General features: G+C 73.8%; 21 protein-coding genes. 11 read left to right on the top strand and 10 right to left on the bottom strand.

The annotated features are described in order from the left end of the window. Positions 1-197: 197 nt before the first annotated feature. The gene (locus ACQPY4_RS15735; RefSeq protein ID WP_433336917.1) at positions 198-1,496 is read right to left on the bottom strand and encodes an SWIM zinc finger family protein; all 1,299 of its coding nucleotides are present in this window, start codon (positions 1,494-1,496) and stop codon (positions 198-200) included. Positions 1,497-1,727: 231 nt separating this feature from the next. After that, positions 1,728-2,420: a M50 family metallopeptidase gene (locus ACQPY4_RS15740; RefSeq protein WP_433338932.1), complete on the bottom strand. Its 693-nt coding sequence runs from the start codon at positions 2,418-2,420 to the stop codon at positions 1,728-1,730. A gap of 296 nt (positions 2,421-2,716) precedes the next feature. Here ACQPY4_RS15740 and ACQPY4_RS15745 point away from each other — a divergent pair, with 296 nt between their 5' ends. Genes ACQPY4_RS15745 through ACQPY4_RS15760 form a run of 4 tightly spaced genes read left to right on the top strand, consistent with a single transcriptional unit; the run spans position 2,717 to position 9,141 of the window. After that, the gene (locus ACQPY4_RS15745) at positions 2,717-4,846 is read left to right on the top strand and encodes a hypothetical protein (RefSeq protein WP_433336919.1); all 2,130 of its coding nucleotides are present in this window, start codon (positions 2,717-2,719) and stop codon (positions 4,844-4,846) included. Further along, a complete protein-coding gene (locus ACQPY4_RS15750; RefSeq protein ID WP_433336921.1) occupies positions 4,843-5,832 on the top strand; it encodes an AAA family ATPase in 990 nt (329 codons plus the stop codon). Before ACQPY4_RS15745 ends, ACQPY4_RS15750 begins: the two co-directional genes overlap by 4 nt. Before the next feature lies 1 nt (position 5,833). Then, a complete protein-coding gene (locus ACQPY4_RS15755) occupies positions 5,834-6,976 on the top strand; it encodes a DUF58 domain-containing protein (protein ID WP_433336923.1) in 1,143 nt (380 codons plus the stop codon). Then, the gene (locus ACQPY4_RS15760; protein ID WP_433336925.1) at positions 6,973-9,141 is read left to right on the top strand and encodes a DUF3488 and transglutaminase-like domain-containing protein; all 2,169 of its coding nucleotides are present in this window, start codon (positions 6,973-6,975) and stop codon (positions 9,139-9,141) included. Before ACQPY4_RS15755 ends, ACQPY4_RS15760 begins: the two co-directional genes overlap by 4 nt. Here ACQPY4_RS15760 and ACQPY4_RS15765 read toward each other — a convergent pair. Then, positions 9,121-10,065, bottom strand: a complete 945-nt coding sequence (locus ACQPY4_RS15765; RefSeq protein WP_433336927.1) for a DUF5996 family protein — start codon at positions 10,063-10,065, stop codon at positions 9,121-9,123. The genes ACQPY4_RS15760 and ACQPY4_RS15765 overlap by 21 nt on opposite strands. Before the next feature lie 81 nt (positions 10,066-10,146). Here ACQPY4_RS15765 and ACQPY4_RS15770 point away from each other — a divergent pair, with 81 nt between their 5' ends. From ACQPY4_RS15770 to ACQPY4_RS15780, 3 genes are all read left to right on the top strand, one after another. Then, a complete protein-coding gene (locus ACQPY4_RS15770) occupies positions 10,147-10,338 on the top strand; it encodes a hypothetical protein (RefSeq protein WP_433336929.1) in 192 nt (63 codons plus the stop codon). Between the two features lie 9 nt (positions 10,339-10,347). Beyond that, a complete protein-coding gene (locus ACQPY4_RS15775) occupies positions 10,348-11,286 on the top strand; it encodes a threonine ammonia-lyase (protein ID WP_433336931.1) in 939 nt (312 codons plus the stop codon). Positions 11,287-11,362: 76 nt separating this feature from the next. Then, positions 11,363-13,474 carry a fibronectin type III domain-containing protein gene (locus ACQPY4_RS15780; RefSeq protein ID WP_433336933.1) on the top strand — a complete coding sequence of 704 codons (2,112 nt, stop codon included), beginning with the start codon at positions 11,363-11,365 and terminating at the stop codon, positions 13,472-13,474. A 14-nt stretch (positions 13,475-13,488) separates the two neighbouring features. Here the strand turns inward: ACQPY4_RS15780 and ACQPY4_RS15785 are convergent, their stop codons facing one another. Beyond that, positions 13,489-15,105: a protein kinase domain-containing protein gene (locus tag ACQPY4_RS15785; RefSeq protein WP_433336935.1), complete on the bottom strand. Its 1,617-nt coding sequence runs from the start codon at positions 15,103-15,105 to the stop codon at positions 13,489-13,491. A gap of 240 nt (positions 15,106-15,345) precedes the next feature. Here ACQPY4_RS15785 and ACQPY4_RS15790 point away from each other — a divergent pair, with 240 nt between their 5' ends. Together ACQPY4_RS15790 and ACQPY4_RS15795 are read left to right on the top strand one after the other, a co-directional pair. Beyond that, positions 15,346-16,959, top strand: a complete 1,614-nt coding sequence (locus ACQPY4_RS15790; protein WP_433336936.1) for a hypothetical protein — start codon at positions 15,346-15,348, stop codon at positions 16,957-16,959. Between the two features lie 77 nt (positions 16,960-17,036). Continuing rightward, the gene (locus ACQPY4_RS15795) at positions 17,037-18,185 is read left to right on the top strand and encodes a CaiB/BaiF CoA transferase family protein (protein WP_433336938.1); all 1,149 of its coding nucleotides are present in this window, start codon (positions 17,037-17,039) and stop codon (positions 18,183-18,185) included. Positions 18,186-18,196: 11 nt separating this feature from the next. Here the strand turns inward: ACQPY4_RS15795 and ACQPY4_RS15800 are convergent, their stop codons facing one another. Beyond that, on the bottom strand, positions 18,197-18,685 hold the full coding sequence (locus ACQPY4_RS15800) for a flavin reductase family protein (protein ID WP_433336940.1): 489 nt from the start codon (positions 18,683-18,685) through the stop codon (positions 18,197-18,199). After that, positions 18,679-19,659, bottom strand: coding sequence for an LLM class oxidoreductase (locus ACQPY4_RS15805; RefSeq protein ID WP_433336942.1), 981 nt, complete (start codon positions 19,657-19,659; stop codon positions 18,679-18,681). The genes ACQPY4_RS15800 and ACQPY4_RS15805 overlap by 7 nt, the downstream gene beginning before the upstream one ends. Positions 19,660-19,740: 81 nt before the next feature. Between ACQPY4_RS15805 and ACQPY4_RS15810 the strand changes: the two genes are divergently transcribed. Beyond that, a complete protein-coding gene (locus ACQPY4_RS15810; RefSeq protein ID WP_433336944.1) occupies positions 19,741-20,334 on the top strand; it encodes a TetR/AcrR family transcriptional regulator in 594 nt (197 codons plus the stop codon). Between the two features lie 18 nt (positions 20,335-20,352). Here the strand turns inward: ACQPY4_RS15810 and ACQPY4_RS15815 are convergent, their stop codons facing one another. After that, positions 20,353-21,492: an acyl-CoA dehydrogenase family protein gene (locus tag ACQPY4_RS15815; RefSeq protein WP_433336946.1), complete on the bottom strand. Its 1,140-nt coding sequence runs from the start codon at positions 21,490-21,492 to the stop codon at positions 20,353-20,355. A gap of 145 nt (positions 21,493-21,637) precedes the next feature. Between ACQPY4_RS15815 and ACQPY4_RS15820 the strand changes: the two genes are divergently transcribed. Then, entirely contained in the window at positions 21,638-22,441 is an 804-nt protein-coding gene (locus ACQPY4_RS15820; protein ID WP_433336948.1) for an expansin EXLX1 family cellulose-binding protein, read from the top strand. On the opposite strand, the gene ACQPY4_RS15825 is transcribed toward ACQPY4_RS15820, so the two are convergent. The 3 genes from ACQPY4_RS15825 to ACQPY4_RS15835 form a co-directional block, all read right to left on the bottom strand. After that, complete coding sequence (locus tag ACQPY4_RS15825; RefSeq protein ID WP_433336950.1) at positions 22,438-23,694, bottom strand: aspartate aminotransferase family protein; 1,257 nt, start codon at positions 23,692-23,694, stop codon at positions 22,438-22,440. The genes ACQPY4_RS15820 and ACQPY4_RS15825 overlap by 4 nt on opposite strands. Positions 23,695-23,772: 78 nt before the next feature. Then, on the bottom strand, positions 23,773-24,468 hold the full coding sequence (locus tag ACQPY4_RS15830; RefSeq protein ID WP_433336952.1) for a GntR family transcriptional regulator: 696 nt from the start codon (positions 24,466-24,468) through the stop codon (positions 23,773-23,775). Between the two features lie 16 nt (positions 24,469-24,484). Beyond that, entirely contained in the window at positions 24,485-25,240 is a 756-nt protein-coding gene (locus ACQPY4_RS15835) for a maleate cis-trans isomerase family protein (RefSeq protein ID WP_433336954.1), read from the bottom strand. Positions 25,241-25,244 lie beyond the last annotated feature (4 nt).

Raw genomic sequence — 25,244 nt, forward strand, 5'->3', positions numbered from 1 at the left:
GGGTGCCCCGGCCAGCACCCGGGCGTCCCGGCGCTCGGTGCTCAGCGGCGTTGCGGTGACGTGGTCATCCCAGGTGCTCATCGCGTGCACCCTGTGTGGTCGTTTGGACGTTCAAAGGATCACCCGGCCGGACGTGTCGGGCGGTGCGTTGGCTCCTCGGGGGACTGGTGTGGGCTGCCTTGTGTTGTTCGGCGTGGTCACAGGATCACCATGCCCTCGTTGTGGTGCCAGGCGGCGAGGGCGCGGAGGCCCTGGGGGGTCCATTCGCCGGAGACGGTGACGGGCTCGCCGCCGGAGACCGCGAGGAGGCGCCAGGGGTCGGCGGCGCGTAGTGGGAGCGCGTGCCCCTTGGCGTCGATGACGTGCAGTTCGCCCGTGGCGGTTCTGGCGGGGCGGACGTCGGTCAGGACGGCGGGCCAGCGGCCCAGCCACGGGTCGTCGGCCAGGGCCGCCGCGTGCTCGTCGAGAAGGCCAGCGATCGTGGTGCCGGGCGGGTGTGCGGGTTCGGCCGGGCCGTGACGTTCGGCGAGGAGGGCGCGCAGGGGGCGTGCCCCCGGGTAGAAGGCCAAGTCGGCGTCGACGGCCGTTCCCACGACCAGGGACGCCTCCAGGGGACGTCCCGGTGCGGCGAACGACAGCACCAGGGCGGGACGCCCGGTCTCGGCGCCCCGGAGCCAGACACGGCGGATGGTGAGCTGGTCGGCCGCCGTGTCGCGGCTGCCCGTGACGCACCAGCGGTCGCGGACGCGCTCGCCCTCGGCCAGGACCTCTTCTTGCGGAACGGTGAAGCCGACCCGGGTGCGCACGGTCTCGCGCAGCGGCGCGGGCAGTTCGTCGCGCCGCTGGTAGGCCCGCACCAGCAGCCTGAGCAGCGCGTACTCCTCCAGCAGGCGGTCGGGCCAGCCGGGACGGCGCGGGACGCCCGCCAGGCCGCGCACCTGCCCGGCCAGGCCACCGGCCTGGGCGTCGACCAGGCGCCGGGCGGCGTCGTCCCACAGCCGGTAGGGCGCCTTCTCGGCCTGGGCGAGCCCGTGCGTCACCTGGTCGCGCAGCCACTGGTCGAGCTCGGCGACGCCGTCGTCGACCCGGGCCTCGCGCCGTTCGGCGGTCTTGGGGTCGCGCGCCTTGGCGGCCCGGTGCTCCTGGCGTTCGTGGGCCTTGTCGGCGCGCTCGCGCCGCTGCTCGATCCACTCGGCGACCCACCCGGGACGCGCGCCGTGCGGCACCGCGCCCTCGCTCCACAGCAGGAGCAGCCCGAGCGCGTGCTTGCAGGGGAACTTCCTGCTCGGGCAGGTGCAGCGGAAGGCGGGCTCGGTCAGGTCGACGCCCGTGCGGTAGACGCTCTTGCCGCTGCCCGCGCACTCGCCCCAAAGGGCCTCGTCATCGCCGCCCGTGCCGCCCCATCTGCCGGGCTTGGCGATGCCCACCGCCGCCTTGGCCGAGGCAGGGTCGGGCGCCAGCCCGAGCACCTGCTGCCGGTCCCATCGATCGCTCACATTGTCGAAACTATCGACAGGGTCGGACATTCACCCGTCAATGAGTGACGAAACCCGGCTCAGCGTCGTCGGCGGTTGCGGCCCTGGGTCGGGCGGCTGCGGTGACGGGTCCGGCGGGTGCGGGCCTTGCGCTTGCGGTGGTACTTGGCGCGGTCGAGTCGCAATGGGTCCATGAACCATCGTGGCTCCGGACCCGTGACTTGACGAGGCCCTGACCGCAAACGGCCCGGGTCACATGTCGGGGACCATGAGCAGGGCGCCGCCCGCCAGGGATCCCAGCGCGACCACGGCGAACAGGCCGACCCAGGCCAGGCCGGGGACGCCGGTCAGGTGCGCCAGCTGGTCGGCGTCGGACGAGGGGGCCATGCGGCGCGCGCGCATGCGCTGGAGCTCGATGACCGGACGGGCGGCCGCCAGCAGAAGGAACCAGGCGGCCAGATAGGCGAAGGCGCCCTGGACTTTCGGGGTGCCGAGCCAGGAGACACCGAAGATGATCGCGCCCGTGACGATGATCGAGAGCGCGCCGTAGGCGTTGCGGATCATGATGAGCATCGCCGCCAGCAGGGCCAGCGAGAACCAGAGCATGAGCGTGATGCGACCGGCGGCCAGCAGGGCCGCGAACAGCAGCCCGAGCAGCGGGGGAGCCAGGTACCCGGCCATCGCCGTGAACACCATGCCGGGGCCGTGCGGCTTGCCGCGCGAGACCGTGACGCCCGAGGTGTCGGAGTGCAGCTTGATGCCGTCCAGCTTGCGGCCCGTGAGCAGCGCGACCAGGGCGTGGCCGCCCTCGTGCGCGATGGTGACGACCCCGCGCGCGATGTGCCAGGACGGGGCGTAGGCGACGGTGCCGAGCGCGAGGAAGGCGACCAGCCCCACCAGCCACCACGGAGGGTCGGGCTGGGCACCAGTCAGCCTGTTCCACATGTCGGCGATGCTTGCGATTTCCACGTCCACCTCGAAGTCGTCGATCGAGCAGCCCAACAGTAGGACGTTCCGGACGGCCTTCGCGTTCGGACCGGGCCAATCGGAGCGGGAGGCCCCTGCGCGCCGGGGTTTGCGCGGTTTCCCTGATGGGGCGAGGGGGCGTCGGCTATGTTATGGGCTCCGTGCGCATAAAATGCCCTTCGCGCTGACCTTTATTGATTCGCTCGGCGCATCGGCTTCATTCGTGAACGCGATCGAACACCGGGGCGACGCTCGTGCGGCGGGGGGTGACGGAGATGGCCGGAAAACCGGGAAAGAGACCGGACCTGTCCGGTCTGTTCCGTCGTGACCGCCTCACCGGCCAGATCGCCTTCGGTCTCGCCGGAGTCCTGATCGTCGGCGCCATCGTCTACGGCGTCGGGATGGCCAGCGCCACCTATCGGCTTTCGGACGTCGGCGCCTGGCTGAGCGCGACCGGACGGGGCTTCGTCGTGCACGCCAACGGCCTGGCGGGCAAGGTCGACGGCAAGGCCGAGCTGCCCCAGCGGGTGCGCGGCCACCGCATCAAGATCGTCCAGGACGGCTCCACCGTCCTGCTCGTCGACCAGGACACCGGCGTGGTCAGCCGCATCGACCCGTCCCAGCTCAAGGTCGACCAGAGCCGGGCGCTCGGCGGAATCGGCCTCCAGGTCGTCGCCGGGGCGGGCGCGGCGTACACGGTCGACCCGGCCAAGGGCACCGTGCAGATGATCGACCCGGTGAACCTCGCGGCCATCGGGGCGCCCGCGCGGCTGACGGCGCCGCTCGGCCAGGCCGGGATGGACTCCCGGGGCACGCTCTGGGTCCCCGAGCCGCAGACTGGGCGCCTCGTCCCGTTCCTGGGCGGACGCCAGGGCACGCCGAACCAGGTCGGGGCCGCGGGCGACCAGCTCGCCCTCACCATCGCCGCCGGGATCCCGGTCGTCACCGACAGCACGGCCGCGACCGCCGTGATCGTCCGGCCGGAGGGCACCCAGAAGATCAACCTCACCCCGGCGGCGCGGTCCGGCGTCAAGGTCCCGGCCGTCACCGACGGCCAGGTCGTCCCGATCCTCGGCGCCGACGGCGCGCTGTCGCTGCTGCACACCGGCGTCGGCTCGGTCGACTCGGTCGCGCTGCCCGTGCCCCGCCACCGCTTCGAGGCGCCGAACATCCTCGGCTCCCGCGTCTACCTGCCCGACCGCACCACGGGACGCCTCCTGATCTACAACTCCGCCTCGGGCGGCTGGGAACGTCCCGTCCAGGCGGCACGGCCCGGCGGCGAGATCGAGGTGACCGTCCGCGACCACATCCTCTGGGTGAACGACCCCGGGGGCGCCACCGCGCTCGCGTTCGACGCGGGCGGCGCGGTCAAGCAGATCAAGAAGTACGAGGACAAGGTTCCCGGGGGCCGGCGGCGTCCGCTGCCCGTCCAGCCCCAGCCCGGCGACGAGCCGGGCGGCCAGAAGCCCCGGAACAACGACGGCAGGGGCGGCGACCGCCCGAAGCCGCAGAAGCCCTCACCACAGCCTCCGCCCAAGAAGGACCCGGTCGCTTCCGACTCCCCGGGCATCCCGACGACGCGCGTCGTCAAGAACGGGACGGTCGCGGTGTCGTTCACCCCGAGCGCCCCGCGCGCGGGCACGTCCGCCCCGACCGGCTACGTGCTGTGGGGCGCGAACGACGCCCCGATGGCCTCGGCCACGCCCGCCAAGATCGCCCCCAACGGGCCCGCCTACCGCTTCACGGCCTCCGGTCTCGCCTGCGGCCCCACCCACACCTTCCGGGTCGCCGCCGAATACAAGGACAAGAACGGCAGGGCCGCCTACCAGCCGTCCGGCGCCGTCCAGAGCCTGGCCTGCACCGCCCCGGGCGCGCCGAGAAACCTGAAGGCGGCCCCCGTCAACCACGGCGCCGACCTGAACTGGGACGCCCCGCCCAACGCCGACGGCGTCACCTACACGGTCAGCTGGCCCGGCGGCTCCAAGGACGTCACGGGCACCACCACCAAGGTGACCGGCCTGGCCAACAACGCCACCCACCGGCTCACCGTGACGGCCAAGAACGGCGCCGGAGCCGCCCCCGCCGACACCAGCGTCAACCTCGCCTACCCGGCCAAGCAGTTCAACAACCAGAACAACAACGAGACCAACACGATCATCCGCCCCGGCCCCAGACGATCCGGCGAGACCGGCAAGATCCCCCAGAACGAGATCATCTCGATGACGGTGGTCTGCCAGATCACCGGCGAGAGCTACACCGACACCCAGAGCAACACCTCCAGCACGACCTGGAACCGGGTGCAGACCAAGTACGGCAACGGCTACCTCAACGACACCCTGGTGGCGACGCCCAAGGGCGCGATGCCCGCGGGCGGCCTCTTCGAATGCGAGAACGAGACCCAGTGACGGAGAATCAGGCAGGGACGGACGCCGACGGTCTGGCCGGGCGGTTCGCGCAGACGTTCGCGGCGCTGGCGGCGAGCATCGAGCGGATCGTGCGGGGCAAGCGCGACAAGGTCGAGCTCGCGCTGCTCTGCCTGCTCAGCGAGGGGCACCTGCTGGTCGAGGACGTCCCCGGTGTCGGCAAGACGACGCTGGCCAGGGCACTCTCGGGCACGGTCGACGCCAAGTGGACGCGGATCCAGTTCACCCCCGACCTGCTGCCGAGCGACATCACCGGCGTGTCGATCTTCAACCAGGGGACGAGCGCGTTCGAGTTCCACTCCGGCCCGATCTTCGCCAACCTCGTGGTGGCCGACGAGATCAACCGGGGGTCGCCCAAGACGCAGTCGGCGTTGCTGGAGGTCATGGAGGAGCGGCGGGTGACCGTCGAGGGCACGCCGCACCCGGTGCCCCGCCCCTTCATGGTCATCGCGACGCAGAACCCCGTCGACATGGACGGCACGTACCCGCTGCCCGAGGCCCAGCTCGACCGGTTCCTGATGCGGATCTCGATGGGCTACCCCGACCACAGGTCCGAGGTCGCGGTGCTGGCCGGGACGCCCACGGGCGCGATGCTCGACCAGATGCCGCCGGTCATCGGCCGCGACGACGTCGCCGGAATGATCGACTTCGCCGGGCGGCTCCACGTGGCGCCGCCGCTGTACGACTACGTGGTGAACGTGGTGGCGGCGACCCGCGTCCACCCCGAGCTCCGGCTGGGCGCCAGCCCCCGGGCGAGCCTGGCGCTGCTGCGCGCCGCCCGGGTGCGCGCCGCCGCGGCGGGACGGACGTTCCTCATCCCCGAGGACGTCAAGGCGCTGGCGGTTCCCGTCATCGCGCACCGGCTGATCGTCACGCCCGACGCCGAGCTGCGCGGGCGCACCGGCGCCGACGTCGTCGGCGAGGTGCTCTCCACCGTGCCGACCCCGCAGGCCGCCGCCGGGGTGTGACGTGCTGACGCCGCTCGGCTGGGGGATCGGCCTCGTCTCGGTGCCGCTGTACGCGGCGGCGTGGTGGCTCGGCTACCCCGAACCCGCCGTGCTCGCGCTCGCGGGCGGCGCCGCCGTCGCGGCCGCGGCGCTCTGGACGCTGCCACGGCCCAGGCTGGAGGTCCGCCGCGAGATCGCCCCGGCCAAGGTGGAGCGGGGCGAGCCCGCCGTGGCCGTCCTGCACGTCACCAACTCCGGACGCGGCGTGCGCGGCCTGACCGCCCACGACGCGGCCGGGACGGCCGAGATCACGGTCGAGGTGCCCCGGCTGCGTCCCGGCGGGAAGCGCAGCGTCACCTACCGCCTCCCGACCGACCGGCGCGGGGAGATCGCCGTGGGACCGCTGCGCCTGGTCCGTTCCGACCCGATGCGCCTGGCGTCCCGGGTGCGCGAGTACGGTGCCCCCGAGACGCTGCTCGTCCGCCCCAGAACGGTCCCGCTCGAACTGCTGGCGTCCGGCCGGGCCTACCACCTGGACGGCCCGACCAGCGACAGGTCGCCCGCCGGGACGACCACGTTCCACGCGCTGCGCGAGTACGTGATCGGCGACGAGATGCGCCACATCCACTGGAAGTCCTCGGCCCGCACCGGGACGCTGATGGTGCGCCAGCTCGTGGACGCCAGCCTGCCGACCACCACGGTCGTGCTGGACGCGCGTCCCGGCTCCTGGCGCGACCCCGACGACTTCGAGCTGGCCGTGGACGCGGCCGCCTCGGTCGCGGTCGGCGCCGCGGCGGCGAGCTTCCCCGTCCGCGTCCTCACCGGCGGCGGCCCGGTCGCCGACACCCGGGGAGGGCCCGACGACAGAGAGGTCCTGCTCGACCGCCTGACCGCCGTCACCGCCGAGGACGCTCCCCGCGCCACGGTCGACATCGTCCGCCGCACCCCGGCGGGCGGCTCCCTGGTCGTGATCGGCCAGGACGTCGACGACCTCGGCCGTATCGCCGCCGTCCGGAGCCGTTTCGACCGCGTCGTGGTGCTCCGCGTCCGCCCCGGCACCCCCGCCACGACCCCGCCCGGTCTCGCCCTGCTCGATCTGACCGACCTCGACACCCTCGCCGCCGCCTGGCCCCGCCTCGCCCGCGGCGCCGGGAGAGCCCGATGAACTCGCGTTTGCTTGCGCTTCCCGTTACGGCCTGTTTGGCGTTCGTGGGCGGGTTGGCGTTTCACCGGGTCTTCGGGTTCTCGCCGGTGGTTCCGGTGGCGGCCGTCGCGGCGGTCGTTCCCACGGTGCTGTGCGCGCTGCTGTCCGCGCCCCGTAAGGGCAAGGAGCGGCCTTGGCCGCTGTGGATCTCCGTGGTCGCGACCGTCGTGGTCTGGGTGGGGACGGTCGCGGTGACCGTGCTGCGTCCGGCCCTGTCGGACGGGACGCTGCCGCAGGCGATGCGCACGGGCGTGCTCAGCTCGTGGAAGTCGATCCTCACGACGCTGCTGCCCGCCCCGGCCAAGCCCGAGTTCCTGGTGCTCGTGCACGTCGTGGTCTGGCTGGCGGCGTTCGCCTCGGCCGAGCTGGCGCTGCGGACGGGGTTGCGGGCGATGCCCGCCGTCCCCGCGCTCGCCGCGTTCGGGGTGGCCCTCGTTCTCGGGGTGGACGGGCCCGGCTCCACCGTCCCGCTCGCCGCGGCGGCGGTCGTGCTCATCGCGGTGCTGATGCTGCTGCGCTCCGGGACGGCCGGGGCGCGGGCGGTGCTGCTGGGCGTGCCCGTCGCGGGCGTCCTCGGCGCCCTCGCGCTGCTGACCGGGCCGTTCGTGCCAATCAGCGCCGATCCCTACGACCCCCGTGAACAGGTCGAGGCGCCCGCGCCGCAGCGGCGCGACAGCGTCAGCCCGCTCGACCGGGTCGGCGGGTGGCTGCTCAGCCCCGACCAGGTGATGTTCAGCGTGCGGGCCGCCAGGCCCGAGGTGTGGCGGCTGGCCGTGCTGGACGACTTCAACGGCGTGACCTGGACGTCCACGGCCCGCTTCGTCCCCACGGGGAGCCGCGTCCCGTTGGAGCAGGACGAGGGCGGGCGCCGTCCGGTCGAGCAGACCTTCACCATCCGCGAGCTGCCCGGTGTCTGGGCGCCCGCCGCCGACCGTCCCCGCGATGTCGACGGCCTCGGCGTCGTTGTCGATCCGGGCAGCGGCGCGCTCGCGGCCGCGCGGCCGCTGCGTCCCGGCCAGTCGTACCGGGTGCTCTCGCAGGTCAGGGACACCAAGGGGCTCGCCGACGCGCTCGCGGACGCCGAAGCCGCCCGGGACCCCGAGGCGCGGGCGGCGCTGAAGCTGCCCTGGGGGCCGGGCGCGGCCAAGGCCCCGGTGCAGCTCGCGGAGTTCCAGCGCTTCGCCGAAGGCGCCACCCGGGGCGCGCTGTCACCCGTCCAGAAGGCCGCGAAGCTCGCCGCCTACCTCAAGACCTACGCCAAGTTCGACGTCTCGGCCCCGCCCGGGCACAGCTACCGGCAGCTCGACTACTTCCTGAGCGAGGGGAGGCGCGGCACCCCCGAGCACTTCGCCACGGCGTTCGCGGTGCTCGGCCGGTCCGTTGGCCTCCCGACCCGCGTCATGGTCGGCTTCGAGGGCGGGCGCACGACCGGCGCGGGCACGGAGGTCAGGTCGGGCGACGTGATGGTGTGGCCCGAGGTGAAGTTCGACAGGGTGGGCTGGGTCCCGTTCAACCCGCTGCCGGACGGCGCCCAGCGCTCCAAGGGCTCGGACTCGGTCGCGGTGGGGGAGACCCAGCAGAAGCTCGAACAGCTCCAGAAGAACGCGGCCTCGCAGCAGCGCGGGTCGGGCCCCGGCAAGGTCCCCGAGACCAGGAAGCCCGCCCCGGCGCCCGAGAAGGACACCTCGCTGCCCGCGTGGGTGCTTCCCGTGGCCCTCGCCGTCCTGCTGGTCGCGATGTACCTGGCCGCCGTGCTCCTGGCGCCCGCCCTGCGACGGCGGCGGCGGCGCGGCGGCCCGCCGTCCGCCCGGATCGCGGGCGCCTGGCACCAGACCCTCGACCACCTGTCGGACGTCGGGCTCTCCACCGCGCGCACCCTCACCGCGCACGAGGTCGCCCGCTTCGGCGGCACGACGCTCGGCGACGGCGCGATGGCGCATCTCGGGCCGCTGGCCGACCTGGTGAACCGCTCCCGGTTCTCCGAGGTGCCCCCCGAATCGCGGGCGGCCGACCAGGCGTGGGAGCACAGCGACCGGCTGGGACGCCTCGTCACCGCCAAGAAGGGCCGCCTGCGCCGCCTGGGACGCCGCCTGCACCCCCGCTCGCTACGAGCCCGCCACCGCTGACGGATCCACGATCCCCCGGGGAGGGCACCAGCTGGTGTGGAGCTCGTCATAGGGCCATCCGGCCGTGACGGCCCCGGCCGCGTAGGCGCTCTGCAGGAAGTCGAGCACCGTGTCGCGCGGATCTCCGGACGCCAGCACCTCGCTCCAGTCGAGGCGCGCCTGGTGCGTCGTCCCGGCCGGGGCCCAGAACGCTCCGTCCGGGCTCAGCGGACGCTTGACCAGGTCGCCGGGCTCGGGGTGGGTGTAGGAGTAGAACGCGGGCTCGGGGCTGGACGGGTCGCCCGCCCACCACCCCGCGCTGATGACCTCGTGGCTGTAGGCCTCGCTCTCGACCGGCCCGGCGCCCTCGCGCACGGGCGCGGGACGTCCGGAGAACCGCGCCGTCGCCAGGTCGAAGCTGTGCCAGTACAGCTGCACCGGGCTGCTCTTGCCGCAGAACCAGCTCTGGAACTCCCGCAGGGTCCCGTCCGCCCATTCCAGCGCGCGCCGGAACTCCTCCACCCGCTCGGGGTCGTAGGACGCGTGCTCGGTGTCCTCCGCGAACGGCGTGGTCATCGGCACGCCGAAGGGCTCGGCCTTGATCTCGACGGAGATCCCCAGGTCGCGCAGCAGCGCGAGCAGGGTGCGGTAGAACTCCGCCACCGACAGGCCGTCCCGCAGCGGGATCGTCTTCTCGGCGCCGGCCGTCCGCACGACGAGACGGTGCCCGGCCAGGTCGAACGCGATGGAGAAGCTCGTTCCCCCGCTCGTCATCCGCCCGGTCGCGAACCCGCTCTCGGTGACGTGCAGGGTGGTGTGCCACCAGTGGTTGCGCGGCGCGGTCGTCCCCAGCTGGATCTTCCCGACGATCTGGGTCCAGAGGTGCAGGGTGTCCTTGGTCTGCGACCACGAGGCCCACGGAAGGCCCGGGAGTGTGTGTTCCATGAGGGGCTCCTACCCACGCGACCGATGAGTTCCGCATGCGGAGCGGGTCGATACCCGGAGACGAGAGGAAAGGCGGAGATCATGACCGACGACCACGAGAGCGACCTCCCGCGCGCGATGGGCAAACCGGCGCTCCGAGCGCTGGCCGAGGCCGGCTACCTGCGGCTCGACCAGCTCGCGGGGGTCGACGACAAGGAACTGCTGAGCATCCACGGTGTCGGGCCCAAGGCCGTCAGAGTGCTCCGGGAGGCTCTTGAAGATCGCGGTCGTTAGGCTTGCGGCATGACCGTCCGTGCCGTTCGCCTCCCCGAAACCGCCGACCTCGACCGGGCCTGGCGCCGGGTCGGCGCCGTCCTCGCGCCCACACCGGTGCTCCCCACCGCGCTGGCGCCGGACGCGCTGCTCAAGCTGGAGACGTTCCAGCCCACGGGGTCGTTCAAGGTCAGGGGCGCGCTGGCCGCCGTGGCCGCGCTCCCGCCCGGCGAGGCCGCGGTGACCGCGAGCGCCGGCAACCACGGGCTGGCGATGGCGTTCGCGGCGTCGCGGACGGGCGCCGAGGTCACAGTCGTGGTCTCGACCCGGGCCTCGGCCGCCAAGGTCGCCAAGATCGAGTCGTACCCGGTGACGCTGGTGCGGCACGGGACCGGCTACGAGGACGCCGAGGAGCACGCGCTCGGCCTGCCCGGCCACTTCGTGTCGCCCTACAACGACCCGGACGTGATCGCCGGGCAGGCCACGCTCGGCCGCGAGCTCGACCGCCAGGTGGACGGGCCGCTCACGGTGGTCGTCCCGGTCGGAGGCGGCGGGCTCGCCGCGGGCCTGTCGCTGTGGGCGCGCGAGCGCGGCGACGTGCGGATCGTCGGCGTGGAGTCGGCGGCCTCCCTGGCCGTCTCGGCCGCCGTCCGGGCGGGCGCGGTCACCGAGGTCGAGGTCGGTCCGACGATCGCCGACGGGCTGTCGGGCAACCTCGAACCCGGCAGCGTGACCCCCGAGCTGCTGCGCGGCCACGCGGAGCTCGTCTCGGTCACCGACGCGGAGATCCACACCGCGCTGCGCCGGCTGTTCGGCGAGCACGGGCTGGTCGCGGAGGGCGCCGGCGCGTGCGGGCTGGCCGCCGTCCTGGCGGGCAAGGTGGACGTCCGCGGCCGCCTCGTGGTGGTGCTGTCGGGACGCAACGTCACCGTGCCGACGTACACCGGAGCGCTGTCCGCCGCCGAATAGGCCCGGATTCCCCCGTGAACTGGTGCGGAACGGGCTAATGTTGCCCTTCGTCGGTAACGGGGGGAAGGGTGACGGCGTGAGCGGGCGGCTGCGCGGGACGGTCCGGGCGGTCTTCCGCCGTGACCGGGTGACCGGTCAGATCGCGATCGGGCTGGTCGGCGTGCTGGTCGTGTCGGCCGTGGTCTACGGCGTGGGCGTCGCGAGCGCCCGCTACGAGCTCTCCGACGTGGGCGCCTGGCTGGGCGCCCCGCGCAAGGGACAGGTCGTCCACGCCAACGGGCCCGCCGCCAAGGTCGACGGCAAGGCCGAGCTCCCCGCGTCCTTCCGGGGCCACCGCATCAAGATCGTGCAGGACGGCGCCACCGTGCTGATCGTCGACCTCGACACCGGGGTCGTCAGCCGTATCGACCCCTCGCAGCTCAGCGTGGACCGGAGCCGGACGCTCGGCGGCGCCGGGCTCCAGGTCGTCGCGGGCGCGGGCCGGGCCTATGTCGTCGACTCGGTCAAGGGCCGGGTCCAGCAGATCGACCCCGTCCACCTGACGCCGACGGGACAGGCCCATACGTTCGCGCCGCCGCTCGGGCAGGCGGGCGTCGACGCCAAGGGGACACTCTGGGTGCCCGCGCCGCAGACCGGACGGCTGCTGGCGTTCGCGGGCGGCCGCGCGCTCCCGCCGGTCCAGGTCGGGCGTCCCGGCGCCCGGCTCGAACTGTCGATGGCCGCCGGGGAACCGGTCGTCATCGACGCCACCGCGGGCACCGCGACCGTCGTGCGGGCGTCCGGCGGGCCGCTGCGGATCACGCTGCCCTCGACCGTCCGCGACGCGGCGGGCGGCGCCGGGGTCTTCGTGCCGCCGCGCACCGAGGCCAGGACCGTCCCGGTCCTGGTGTCCGGCACCGGCTCGCTGCTGCTGCTCGACACCGGGACGGGACGCCACACCAGCACCCGCCTCAGCGTGCCCGGCCACCGCTACGCCGCGCCGCAGATCCTCGGCGCCAAGGTCTACATCCCCGACCAGACCGCCGGGACGCTGCTGGTCTACGACTCGGCCACCGGCCGCTTCGACCCGCCGGTCACCGTCACCGGACGCCGCTCCACCCTGGAGGTGTTCGTCAAGGACGGCCTGCTCTGGGCGCACGACCCGGACGACGACCGGGCCGTGGTCGTCGACCGCCAGGGCGTGCGCAGGCCGATCGAGAAGTACGAGGACAAGGTGCCCGGCGGCGGGCGCCGCAGCTCGCTGCCCACCCCTCGGGAGCAGGGGCCCGACCCCCGGCCCGGCCCCACACGGGAGACCGAGCGGCCGCCCGCGTCCTCGCCGCCGCCGCGTCCCGGCGAGCCGCAGGCGCCGTCGAACCTGACCGTGACCCCGGGTGCGGGCACGATGCGCGTCGACTTCCAGCCCTCGGCGGGAGGGCAGCCCACCGGGTACGTCCTGAAGGACGCGCCGGGCGGGCTGACGGTGTCACCGGCCCGGCTGGCGCCCGGCGCGGGCGCGTTCACCTTCACCGCGCGCGGCGGCGACTGCGCCCGCGAGTACCGGTTCCGCGTGGCCGTCCAGTACCGGGACGCGCGGGGCCGCGCGGCCGAGAAGGTCTCCGCGCCGAGCGATCCCGTGCGTCCGTGCGTCCCGCCCGGGGCGCCGCGCGACGTGAAGGCCGACGCGACCGCTTCGGGCGCGAAGGTCTCGTGGACGCCGCCCGCCGGGGAGGCCCCGTCGAGCTACCGGGTGTCCTGGACCGGGCCCGCCTCGGGCGCCCAGGACGTGGCGTCCGGAACCTCGGTGACCATCGGGAGCGTCGCGACCAACGGCTCCTACTCCTTCACCGTGAGCGCCGCCAACGCGGCGGGCGCGGGCAACGGGACGGCGCTGAACGCCCAGCTCACCGGCCCGGCCGCGTCCTTCCTGGTGGAACGCAACGGCAAATCCGACGGCTACGTGCGGGCCAGGGCCGACCACAACAGCGCCAAAGTCGCCACAATGCAGGACAACAACGGCCAGAGCGTTTCCGTGCATTGCCAGGAAAAGGGCACCTTCTACACTCACCCGAACGATTCCAACCTCGCCGGTGACATGTATACCAAGATCACCTTCAATGGCAAGCAGGGCTATGTCATTGCCTATCTGGTCAATACGCCCGGAGACTGGAAGACCTACGCGGGCCTGCCGGTGTGGCGCTGCGCGTGAGCCTCAGGCGCTGATCAATTCTTCTTCTTGCCCTTGCCCGCGGCCGCCCGGACGCACACCCGCTGCGACCACGAGACGTCGGCGGCCGCGTCCTGGTTGAGGCGCAGCAGGGCGCCGACGCGGAAGCAGTAGGGCCGCTTGGGGTCGAGCTGGGGCACGGCGGCCGACTTGGCCCCCTGGCCCGCCGGTATGGTCTGCGCCGACCCGGCGGGCAGCGGCTGGACGAGGATCGTCAGCCTCCGCGCGGACTCGGGAAGACCCCAGGTGAGGGCGGCCCGCGTCCCGACCCGCCTGGCCCGGACGTTGAAGGGCCGGGTGGCCTTGAACTGCTCCTCGGGGATCGGCTCCTGGGCCGTCTTGCCCGCCGAGGCGGGGGACGTCGGGACGGTCGAGGTCTTCTTCGCCGGTTCGTCGCCGCCCGCGAGCGCGAGCGCGCCGACGCCCAGGCCGAGACCGCCGACCAGCGCGACCGCCGCGGCGACGACCAGGCCACGGCGCGGGCCGTCCCCGTCGGCGGCGCCGGGCGCGGTGGCGGGCTCGCCGCCGCCGTGGGTCGCGGGCCAGTCGGGCGCCTTCTCCACCTGCGGCAGCGCGGCCCGCGGATGCGCGGCCGGGCTGTCGGCGCGATCCTGGACGGTGAACGACGCCCCGGGCCGCCAGGGGGAAAGGCCCGCCGGAGCTGCCTCGTCGGGGGCCACGGTGGACCCCGGGGTGGTCGGCGTCCCCTCGGACGGCGACCCGCCGATCGGGTGCGGACCGGTCGACCTGGGGAAGACGCTGGAACCGGAGCTGTGCGCCAGGTCGGTGATCGGCAGCCCCAGGTCGCTCTGGATCTGCTGGAGCCGGTGCGCGAACTCCAGCGCCGAGGCGAACCGCTGCTCGGGCTTCTTGGCCATCGCGCGGCCGATGGCCTCGGCGACCGGGCGCGGCAGGTCGTTGCGGGGGATCGGCGGGGGAGGGTCGTTCAGGATGCGCAGCATCAGCAGCGCGATGCCCTCGCCCTTGGGGCCCTTGAAGGCGGGCTGCCCCGCGAGCAGTTGGTAGAGGGTCGAGCCGAGCGAGTATATGTCGGCGCCGACACCCGGGGGCTTGCCCTCCAGGACCTCGGGGGAGGCGTGGTGCGGGGTGAACGCCTGCGTGTGGGTCGCGTCGAAGGAGTCGACCAGCCGGGCGATGCCGAAGTCGCCCAGGGCGGGCTCCCCGTATCGCGAGACCAGGATGTTCTGGGGCTTGACGTCGCGATGCAGGACGTCGGTCTCGTGCGTGGCGGCCAGGGCGCTGGCCATCTTCACGCCGATTCGCAGCACCTCGGCGATCGGGAGCGGGCCCTCGACGCGCAGCCGGTCGGTGAGCGCGCCCTGCTCGAAGTACTCCATCGCGATGTAGGGACGGCCCGAGCGCGTCGTGCCCGTGTCGAGCACCGTCACGATGTTGGGATGGCCGGACAGCCGTCCGGTGATCTTGCTCTCCCGCTGGAACCGCCGCATCTCCACCTCGTCGACCGTGCTGATCGACAGGACCTTCAGCGCGACCATGCGGTCGAGGCGCTCCTGATGGGCCCGGTAGACGACGCTGAACCCGCCCTCGCCGACCCGTTCGAGCACCCGATAGCCGGGCACGTCCTCGGTCATGGGCTGACGGGTCCTTCGTGATGGAGGGGAGCTGGCGGTCCCCAGAGTAGTACGGGGACGAAACGGACGAGGTCACGTCGCCGGAGCGGGCCCAGCCGCCGCCTCCGGCACCCCGGCGCGGAAATAGCGGGAGAAAGCGGCCCGCCCGGTTAATCGTTCTCCCAATTGGGCGCCCGCTGCGGCCGCTTCTGCCTAACCTCTGGTCCGCGAAACAGGAACGGGTCTTGGGGAGTCGAATCGGTGTCGGAGGACTGGGAGACGAATGGCGCGGACGGCGCCCGCTATTGCGATCTCGTCAGGCTGGCGTATTTCGTGCTGCCCGGAAACGGGCGGCGAATGTACCGGCTGGCGATGGCGCGGCGGATCGCCGAGGGTGCGTGCATACGCCGCACCCGCGGTGCCGAGGCGCGCAGCCGCACCCGGGTGCTGCGCCGGGCCATGCGTCCGCCGCGCCGCCTCCAGATCGGCCTCGGGCCGTGGCTGCGCGCGCTGCCCGTCCGGCTCCCCGACCGGTCGGTGACCGGTGCTCTGTCGCGCCTTGAGCCGGAGGTCCGGGTCGCCTACGCGCTGCGGCGCGTCGAGGGCCTTCCCCGATACGCGGTCCGCGACCAGCTGGCCGCCCTGCGGATCCGGGACCCGTGGGCGGTGATCAAGGAAGCCGAGGCCGTCCGCGTCCACGCCCCCGAGGGCCCGGACGGCCCGTTCGCGCCCGAGTTCATGGTCCCGGTCCGCCGCCGCTCGCCGGTCCCGGTCGCCGCCGCGGCCGCGTTGACCCTGTCCCTGGTCGGGACGCTGGTGGTCACCGAGAGCGGCGCCTCCTTCTTCGGCATCGGACGTCCCGCCGCGGCTCACAACCTGCGGCTGGTCGCCGCGGCGCCCGACGCCTGGACCCGGGGAGCCCGCACCCTGGACGCCTGGCCCGCGCGCGGCGCGCTGGCCGGGGACAAGACGTTCACCCGGCGGGCCCTGGACGCCTGGGCGGGACGCGGCGTCCCGGTCGAGCGGGGCCGCGCCGGGACGGCCCAGCTGCTGTTCGCCGGACGGGTCGACGGCGTCGCGGTCGCGCTGTTGCGCCACGGTGACCGCGTCGCCCGCTACGCCCGCGTCCGGGGCCGCGACCAGGTGGAGACGTTCGTGGCGGGCGGCGACCCGTCGGCCCCGATCGGCGTGGGCGGCGGCCGCTACCTCCTCTCGCCCTGGGACACCGAGGTCGCTACCCCCGGTGCCGCCCGCCGGGTGGCCGTGCGCGACGGCGTGACCGAGCCGGTCGAGGCGGGGACGCGATGCGGGCGCGGCCCGCTGCTGGAGGTGACCGGGCCCGAAGGGACGCGCACGGTCGGCGACCTGGGCGGGCGCCGCCCGGTGGTGCTGGTTCACCGTTCGCCCTCGCACCGTCCGGTGCCCAAGGAGAAGCCCCCGGGGCGGCTGAAGTCGTCCGGCCTGGGGATCTGGGACCGCCTGGCCTGCCTGCTCCCGCAGCCCGCGCGCCCGGTGGCCGAGGCCGCCGCCTGGGAGTTCTGGTCCGGGAGGCTGCCAGAGAAGGGCGGGACGGGACGCTGGGTCTGCACCGGCATGATGTTCGCGGGCGGCGGCACGGCGGCCCAGGGGGCGCTGCTGGCCGAGCGGTCCACGGCCACCGGCTGGTGCGACGAGAGCCGTCCGGTCAGCGGCACCTGGTGGCAGGCCCCCTCGGGCGACTGGCACTACCTCGCCGCGGCCGCGCGCGGGTTCGCCCCGCACGCCGAGGGCCTGCCCGAGCCGGGGAAGGTCAGGCGGGGGCTGCTGCTGGCGCCCGCGCCCGACCCGAAGACCCGCCCGGACCTGCCGGTGACCCTCACGGCCCGCCCCGCCTGACCGGCGTCAGCATCCCCTTACTACGATCGGGCACACTAACGTGTACCGAACGCCGTTCTGCCGTGGAAGGGGCCGACATGGGCCAGGGGCCGCTGTCCGGAGTCCGAGTGATCGAGCTGGCGGGGATCGGGCCCGGCCCGTTCGCCGCGATGCTCCTGGCCGACCTGGGCGCCGAGGTGATCCGGGTCGACCGGGCCTCGGGAGCGATGCCGGGCGGGCCGCTGCGCGGCGGCACCGACTTCACCAACCGGGGCAAGCGCTCCATCGCGGTCGACCTCAAGAGCGAGGCGGGACGCGAGCTCGTCCTGCGGATGGCCGAGCGGTCCGACGTCCTGCTGGAGGGGTTCCGCCCCGGCGTGACCGAGCGGCTCGGGCTCGGCCCCGACGACGTCCTGGCCCGCAACCCCAAGCTGGTCTACGGCCGGATGACGGGCTGGGGCCAGGAGGGCGGGCTCGCGCAGAGCGCCGGGCACGACATCGGCTACATCGCCGTCACCGGCGCCCTGCACGCGATCGGCCGGGCCGGCGGCCCGCCGCAGGTCCCGATGAACCTGCTGGGCGACTTCGCGGGCGGCAGCATGTACCTGGTCGTCGGCGTCCTCGCGGCGCTGCTGGAGGTCAGGGGCGGCGGCGCGGGCCAGGTCGTCGACGCCGCCATCGTGGACGGCACCGCGCACCTGACGACGTTCATCCACGCCTTCCTGGCGGGCGGCATGTGGGACGACAGGCGCGGCTCCAACCTGCTCGACACCGGCGCCCCCTGGTACGACGTCTACGAGACCGCCGACGGGCGGCACGTCGCCGTCGGCGCCCTGGAGCCGCAGTTCTACGCCGAGTTCCTGCGCGTCCTCGGCCTCGACAAGGCCGACCTGCCCGAGCGGGGCGACACCGCGTCCTGGCCCGCGCTGCGCGAGCAGTTCGCCGCCGCCTTCAAGACCCGCACCCGGGACGAATGGGCCGCGCTCTTCCTCCCGGGTGACTCCTGCGTGGCGCCCGTCCTGTCGCTGGAGGAGGCCGCCCGCCACCCCTACAACACCGAGCGCGGGGTCTTCGTCGAGCGCGGCGGCCACCTCCAGCCCGCCCCCGCCCCCCGTTTCTCCCGCTCCACCACCGAGACCGAGGGCCTGCCCTGCCTGCCCGGCGCCCAGACCCGCGAGATCCTCGACTCCCTGGGCTTCACCGACGCCGACGACCTGATCGCCTCAGGAGCCGTCGTCCAGGCGTGACCGGCGCGCGGTCACCACTGGGGGAGGGCGTGGTAGCGGCGGCCCGCGTAGACCAGCGGCCCTCCTTCGGCGGACGGCAGGTGGGTGTGGGTCACGGTGGCGATGACCAGCGCGTGATCGGCGACGAGCGTCTGCTCGGTCATCAGGCAGTCCAGGGCCGCCAGGCCGCCCGCCAGCACCGGCGCCCCGCCGGGGGAGGGGTGCCAGTCGAGCCCGTCGAACTCCTCCTCGCCCGGTCGGCGGCGCTTGGTGAAGCGGTCGGCGAGCGGCCGCTGGCCCGCGGACAGGATGTTCACGGTGAACCGGCCCGCCTGTTCCAGGATGCCGTGGGTGCGGCCGTTCCGGGCGAGGACGACCAGCAGGGTGGGCGGGTCCAGCGACACCGACAGCAGGGCGTTGACGGTCATCCCGTGGGGTCCGTCGGGGCTCCGCATGGTGATCACGGCGACGCCGGACGCCCAGTGGCGCATCACGTCCCGGAACGCGTCCGCGCTCACCACGCGGGCTCCAGCGGCGCGGCGGCCGACAGGGCCGGGAAGTGCGGCACGACCTCCTCGCCGAGCTGCGCCACCACCTCGGCCGCCGGGCGCCGCCCGTGCTGGACGCCGAGGGCGCCGTGGTTGACGCCCTCGTCCCGCCAGCGGTTCAGGAGTTCGAGCAGCCCCTGCGAGCCGGTGCGCAGCACGAAGCCGCCGCGCAGCGGCGTGGGCGGGTGCGCCGGGTCCTCGGTGAGGTCGATCCACTCGTTGGTGACGACCGGACGGAACTCCCGCCCGGGCACCAGTTCACGCCACTTGGCGATCTTCCGGCCGAGGGCGCGGGGCCCGTCCGCGGTCGCGGTGGCACCCGGGTAGATGAGCCAGCCGTCGGCGTGCTCGGCGATCCACTCGGGCGACTGCTGTGACGACCCGGTGACCAGCAGCGGAACGCGTCCGTGCGTCGGTTTGGGCAGGAGGTCCACGCCTCCGCCCGGCCTCGGCTCCAGCAGCCCGCGGAAGGCGTCGACCGTCTCCCGGTAGCGGGCGCCGCGCGTCTCGAAGTCGACGCCGTAGGCGGGGAACTCCACCGGGCGGTCGCCCGAGGCGATGCCGAGCACCAGGCGCCCGCCGCTGAGATGGTCCAGGGAGGCGGCCTGCTTGGCCAGGTCGATGGGGTGGCGCAGGGTGAAGATGACGCTGCCCGCCGCGAGCGAGATCCGCGAGGTGCGCGCCGCGAGCCAGGTCAGCGCCGACCAGGGGTCGTACACCTGGCCCACGTCGCCGAAGTCGGGATCGGCGAGGGGGACGTCCCGCACCCAGGCCCCCGCGAAGCCGGACCGCTCGGCCTCCTCCACCACGGCGCTCTGACCGCGCATCGCGGCCATGTCGCCCGGATACGGCCACAGCGGCAGGAACAGCCCCACCGTCAGCTTGCCGGGGGCGAACATGCGCCCGTACCCGGGGTGCCCCGCCCATGAAGCCGCTGAATCCACCATCCGTGCCCCTTTTCTGGTTGGAACGTTCGATCCAGAGCCTAGCAAGATTGGTATGAACGTTCCAACCAGTAGTCTGGGCCCATGGGAGCCGAACGCTCGCTCGCCGAGAGCGACACCCGCGACCGCATCGTCCAGGCCGCCGCGGCGCTGCTGCAGCGCCAGGGGTACGAGGGCGCCTCGGTCAAACCCATCGCCCGGGCGGCCGGAGCGTCGGTGAGCTCGGTCTACCACTTCTTCCCCGGCGGCAAGGAGCAGCTCGCCATCGAGGCGATGCGCTACGGGGCGGAGGACTTCAGCCGGATACTCGAGCGGGGCCTGGCGTCCAGCCCCGACCCCGCCAGGGCCGTCGCGGCCTGCGCCCTTCTTCAGGCGGGCACGCTCAGGGAATCGGACTGGAGCGACGGCTGCCCCATCGCCGTCACCGCGCTGGAGACCGTCGGCCGCGTCCCCGGCATCCAGCAGGCCGCCATCGAGGCCCTGGCCCATTGGCAGGGCATGGTCGCGGCCAAGCTGGAGAGCTGCGGCATGGCACCGCCCACGGCCCGGGCCCTGGCCGGGACGGTCATCGCGATCCTGGAGGGCGCCGAGCTGCTGAGCCGCGTCACCGGCGACGACACCCCGCTCAACGACGCCGCCGTTCATCTCGAGCGGCTCGTCCGGGCCTCTTCGGACTGAGGTGCCGCTCCGTCTCGGCTAGAGGCCGAGGCGCTTGGCGATGATCTCGTTCATGATCTCGGTGGTGCCGCCGCCGATGCCGAGGAGGCGGGCGTCGCGGTAGTGGCGCTCGACCTCCGACTCGCGCATGTAGCCCATGCCGCCGTGCAGCTGGACGGCCTCGTTCACCGCGTGCTCGACCGCCGCCACCGCCGTGTTCTTGGCGTAGGCCGTCTCGGTCAGCACGTCCTCGCCCGCGACGTACCGCTCGGCCACCGTCCGGGTGTAGGCGCGGGCCACGTCCACCTGGCGGGCCATCTCGGCGATCTTGTGCCGGACCAGCTGCCGGGACGCCAGCGGCCGCCCGAACGTCTCGCGCGCCCGCACCCACTCCATCGTCAGGTCGAGGCAGCGCTGCGCGGTCGCGTACGCCTGCACGGCCAGCGAGAGGCGCTCGGTCACGAAGTTCTCCACGATCTGCAGGAACCCGGTGCCCTCGGCGCCCACCAGGTTCGCCGCCGGGACGCGGGCGTCGGCGAACGACAGCTCGGCGGTGTCGGAGCACTGCCAGCCCATCTTGCGCAGGGAGCGCGAGACCGTGAACCCGGGCGTCCCGCGCTCGATCACCAGCATCGAGATGCCCTCGTAGCCGGGGCCGCCGGTGCGCACCGCCGTCGTCACGAAGTCGGCGCGGACGCCCGAGGTGATGTAGAGCTTGGCTCCGTTGACGACGTAGGAGTCGCCGTCCCTGACGGCCGTGGTGCGCAGGCCCGCCACGTCCGAGCCGGTGTCGGGCTCGGTCACGCCGAGCGCGCCGATCAGGTCGCCGGCCAGCGTGGGCCGGGCGAACCGGTCGATCAGGCCCTGGTCGCCGGAGGCGATGATGTGCGGCAGCGCGATCCCGTGGGTGAACAGCGAGGCCAGCAGGCCCCCGGAGCCGCCCGCGAGCAGGATCTCCTCCGCGACGATCAGCCCGTCGTACAGCTCGCCGCCCGCACCGCCCGCCTTCTCGGGGAAGCCCGCGCCGAGCAGGCCGGTCTCCGCCGCCTTGCGGTGCAGCTCGCGCGGCAGTTCACCGGCGTCCTCCCACTCCGGCAGGAACGGGACGATCTCCCGGGTGGTGAACTCGCGGACCAGCTTGCGCAGCGCCCGGCGTTCGGGGGTGTTCCACGGACTCATCGACGGCTCCTCCAGCGCACTAGAACTGGATTCGGAATCTAGCAGGCGCCGGGCCGGGACCTTTCGCCGGTCTCGCGATTTCACCGACACTCCACGTGTCCGTCTGGTTACCTGGAGATGTCGGTCGGCACGTCGGGGGAGGGCGATGCACGCGTCACCGCGCCGCAGGCCGAGGCCTGCGCGGATCTGGACGGCCCTGGCCGTCGCCGTCGCCGCGGCGGTCACCGTCGCGGCACTGCAACTCAACGACGGCTCCTGCGCCGCCGCCGCCGACCCCCGCGCGGGCGACGGCACAGCCCTGTACCACCGCGACTGGACGACCGTCCAGTGCTCGACCGGCCCGCTGCCGCCCGGCGGCGACTACGTGTCGGTCTCGACCACGGAGTTCGAGGGCTCCGCGCTGTGCGGAGCCTCGCTCGACATCACCGGCCCCGAGGGCCGGGTGCGGGCGCTGGTGGTCGACCGCTGCCGCGCCTGCGGCCCCGGGCGGCTCGACCTGAGCGAGCGGGCCTTCGCCCGGGTCGCCGGGGGCACCTCGCGCGGCGTCGCGCCCGTCAGCTACCGCCTGGTGCGCGACCCCGAACCCGCGTCCCGGCTGGCGTTCCGGGTGAAGCACACCTCGACCCGGGAGTGGCTCGCGCTCCTGGTCACCGGCCACGGCAACCCGCTTTCGCGCGTCGAGCTGCGCCGCGCCGACGGCTGGCGTCCGCTCCGGCGCGGCCCGGACAACCTCTGGTCCATCACCGCGCCCGGCCCGGGCCCGTACCGGGTCCGCGTCACCGACCGCCACGGCAACAGCGCCCAGGTGGCGAACCTGAGGCTCGCCCCCGGCGCCGCCCAGACCACCAGGCAGCGCCTCTACACCACCAGCGCGGCCGCCGGGCCGACCGCCGTCACACCGTCGGCCGGCCCGGTCGAGACCACCCGGCCGGTGGCGCGCTGCCCCTAGGCCGTGCTCGCCTTGGCCACGGCCTCGGCCCACAGGACCAGGGCGTCGTCGATCTGCGTCTCGTCGACCACCAGCGGCGGGATCATGCGCACGGTGTTGCCGAAGGCGCCGCAGGTGAGCAGGAGCAGCCCGCGCTCGGCGGACTCGCGGTGGGCGCGGACCGCCCTCTCGGGGTCGGGGTCGCCCTCGGGGGTGACGAACTCGCTGGCCTGCATCAGCCCCAGCCCGCGCACGTCACCGATACCCGGGTGGTCGGCCGCGACCTCGCGCAGCCCCGCGTGCAGGCGCGCGCCCATCGCGGCCGCGTTGGCGACCAGGCCCTCGTCCCGGATGACGTCCAGGGTCGCCAGCGCCGCCGCGCAGGCGACGGCGTTGCCGCCGTAGGTGCCGCCCTGCGAGCCCGGCCAGCCCTTCTCCATCAGCGACGCCGGGGCCGCGATCGCCGACAGCGGGAAGCCGCTGGCCAGCCCCTTGGCCATCACGATGACGTCCGGGGTGACGTCGTGGTGCTGGTGGCCCCAGAAGCGGCCCGTCCGGCCGAAGCCGGTCTGCACCTCGTCCACGATCAGCAGGATGCCGTGGTGGTCGGCCCGCTCGCGCAGCCCCGCCAGGAACCCGGGCGGCGCCGGGATGTAGCCGCCCTCGCCCAGCATCGGCTCGACCAGGAACGCGGCGGTGTCGCGCGGCGAGGTGACCGTGGCCAGGACGTAGTCGAGCTCGCGCAGCGCGAAGGCCGTCGCCTCCTCCTCGCTCCACCCGTACCGGTAGGCCTGCGGGAACGGCGCGACCACGGCGCCGGGCATCATCGGGCCGATGCCCGAGCGGAACTTCAGCCCGGCGGTGGTGAGTGCCGCCGCGCCCATCGTGCGGCCGTGGAAGGACCCGTGGAAGACCACGAGGTTCTGGCGCCCGGTGGCCTGGCGTGCCAGCCGGACGGACGCCTCGATCGCCTCGGAACCGCTGTTGAGGTAGAACAGCGAGTCCAGTCCCTCGGGGAGGACCTCGCCCAGGCGCTCGGTCAGGTTCAGCATCGGGCGGTGCATCACGGTCGTGTACTGGCCGTGGATGAGCCTGCCCACCTGCTCCCGCGCCGCCTCGACGACGCGCGGGTGGCAGTGGCCGGTGTTGGTGACCCCGATCCCGGCGGTGAAGTCGAGATGGCGGCGGCCGTCCTCGTCGTAGAGGTAGACACCCTCGCCGCGCTCGGCGAGGACGGGCGTGGCCTGCTTGAGCAGGGGCGACAGCTGCGCCATGCGTCCTCCAGGGAAGATTGTCGACAATCTACAACCATGCCAGCACGCGCGGGGCCCCGGTGTCCAGCCCCGCGCGCGTCAGTCTTCTCCAGCCCCTTCTCCCGAGGCCTCCCCGGCGGGTTCGCGGAGACGCACGATGGAGTCGGTCATGTGCTCCTCGATCAGGCGCAGCAGCCGCTCCTCCTCGCCGTCGGCGATGGCGTCGACCAGGCGGCGGTGCTCCTCGACCAGCTCCTCGGGCTCGGGATAGGTGTCCTGCAGCGCGTTGAGGCACATCCGGGTCTCGACCAGCAGGGTCTGCGCCATCCGTTCCAGCCGGGCGCTGCCCGACGCGCTCACCAGCACCTGGTGGAACTCCTGGTCGGCGTCGCTCATCGCGACCCGGTCGCGGGCGCGCGCCGCCTCGACCAGCGCGTCCAGCGCCTCGGTCAGCCGGACGACCGCCTCGCCGCGGTTGCGCGCCATGATCAGCTCGCAGGCGCCGCGCTCGATCGCCAGCCGGGTCAGGTAGACGTCCTCGACGTCGCTCTCGTCCAAGGTGATCACGAATAGCCCGCGGTGCGGCTCGCTGTGCAGCAGACCCTCCTGCACCAGTCGCTGCATGGCCTCGCGCAGCGGGCCCCGGCTGATCCCCAGCCGGGCCGCCAGCTCCGCCTCGCCGAGCTGCGCGCCCGGTTCCAGCGACCCGTACAGGATCGCCGAGCGCAGCTCGTCGGAGACGATCTCGACCGTCGACTTGCGCGGGACGGGCTCCAGTTCTCCCAATCGGCCCATACCAGGGCCCCTTCCTTCATCGTCCTCCCGGGGCCGATGCGGGCTCCGGGGCCTTCTCCGTCGCGAAGAGTGTGCCGAGCCCGGGCGTCGGCCGCCACGCGCCCGCGAGGCGCAGCCCCTCCCAGACGCTCACCTGGTTGGCCGTCAGGACGGGCTTGCCCAGCCGTTCCTCCAGCTCGTCCAGCCAGGCCACGGTGTGCAGCGCGGTGTCGGGGACCAGGACGGCCTCGGCGTCCGGATGGTCGTTGGCGGCCACGAAGTCCAGCACCTCGGCGCGGCCCAGCGTCCCGACCTCGGCGGCGGTGATGATGCCGCGGCACGACAGCGCCACCACCTCGACCCCGGCGTGGCCGAGGAACGACACGAAGCACTCGGCGACGTCGGCGGGGTAGGTCGCGGCGATCGCGACCCGGCGCAGCCCGAGCTGCCGGGCCGCGTTGACGAACGCGAACGAGGTGGACGAGGCCGCGACGCCCGCCGCCTCGCGCACACCGGCCACCTGCTCGGCCGCCCCGTCCCAGCCGAACACGAAGCTGCCGCTGGTGCAGGCCCAGACCGCCGCGCTCACGCCCTGCGCGCGCAGCTCGCGGGCGCCGTCGGCGAGCACGTCGGGGCCGCCCACGTCCAGCAGGGCGTCCACCCGGTGGGCGTCCTCGCGCATGAGCGTGTGCACCACGGGCAGGCGGACGCCGCCGCCGAGCATCCGTTCGATCTGGGGGTAGTCGTCCTCGGCGCTGTAACCCGGGTAGAGGAATCCGACGCTCGGTTCCACAAAT

The organism is Spirillospora sp. CA-294931 (assembly GCF_050946795.1).
Classification (GTDB): Bacteria; Actinomycetota; Actinomycetes; order Streptosporangiales; family Streptosporangiaceae; genus Spirillospora.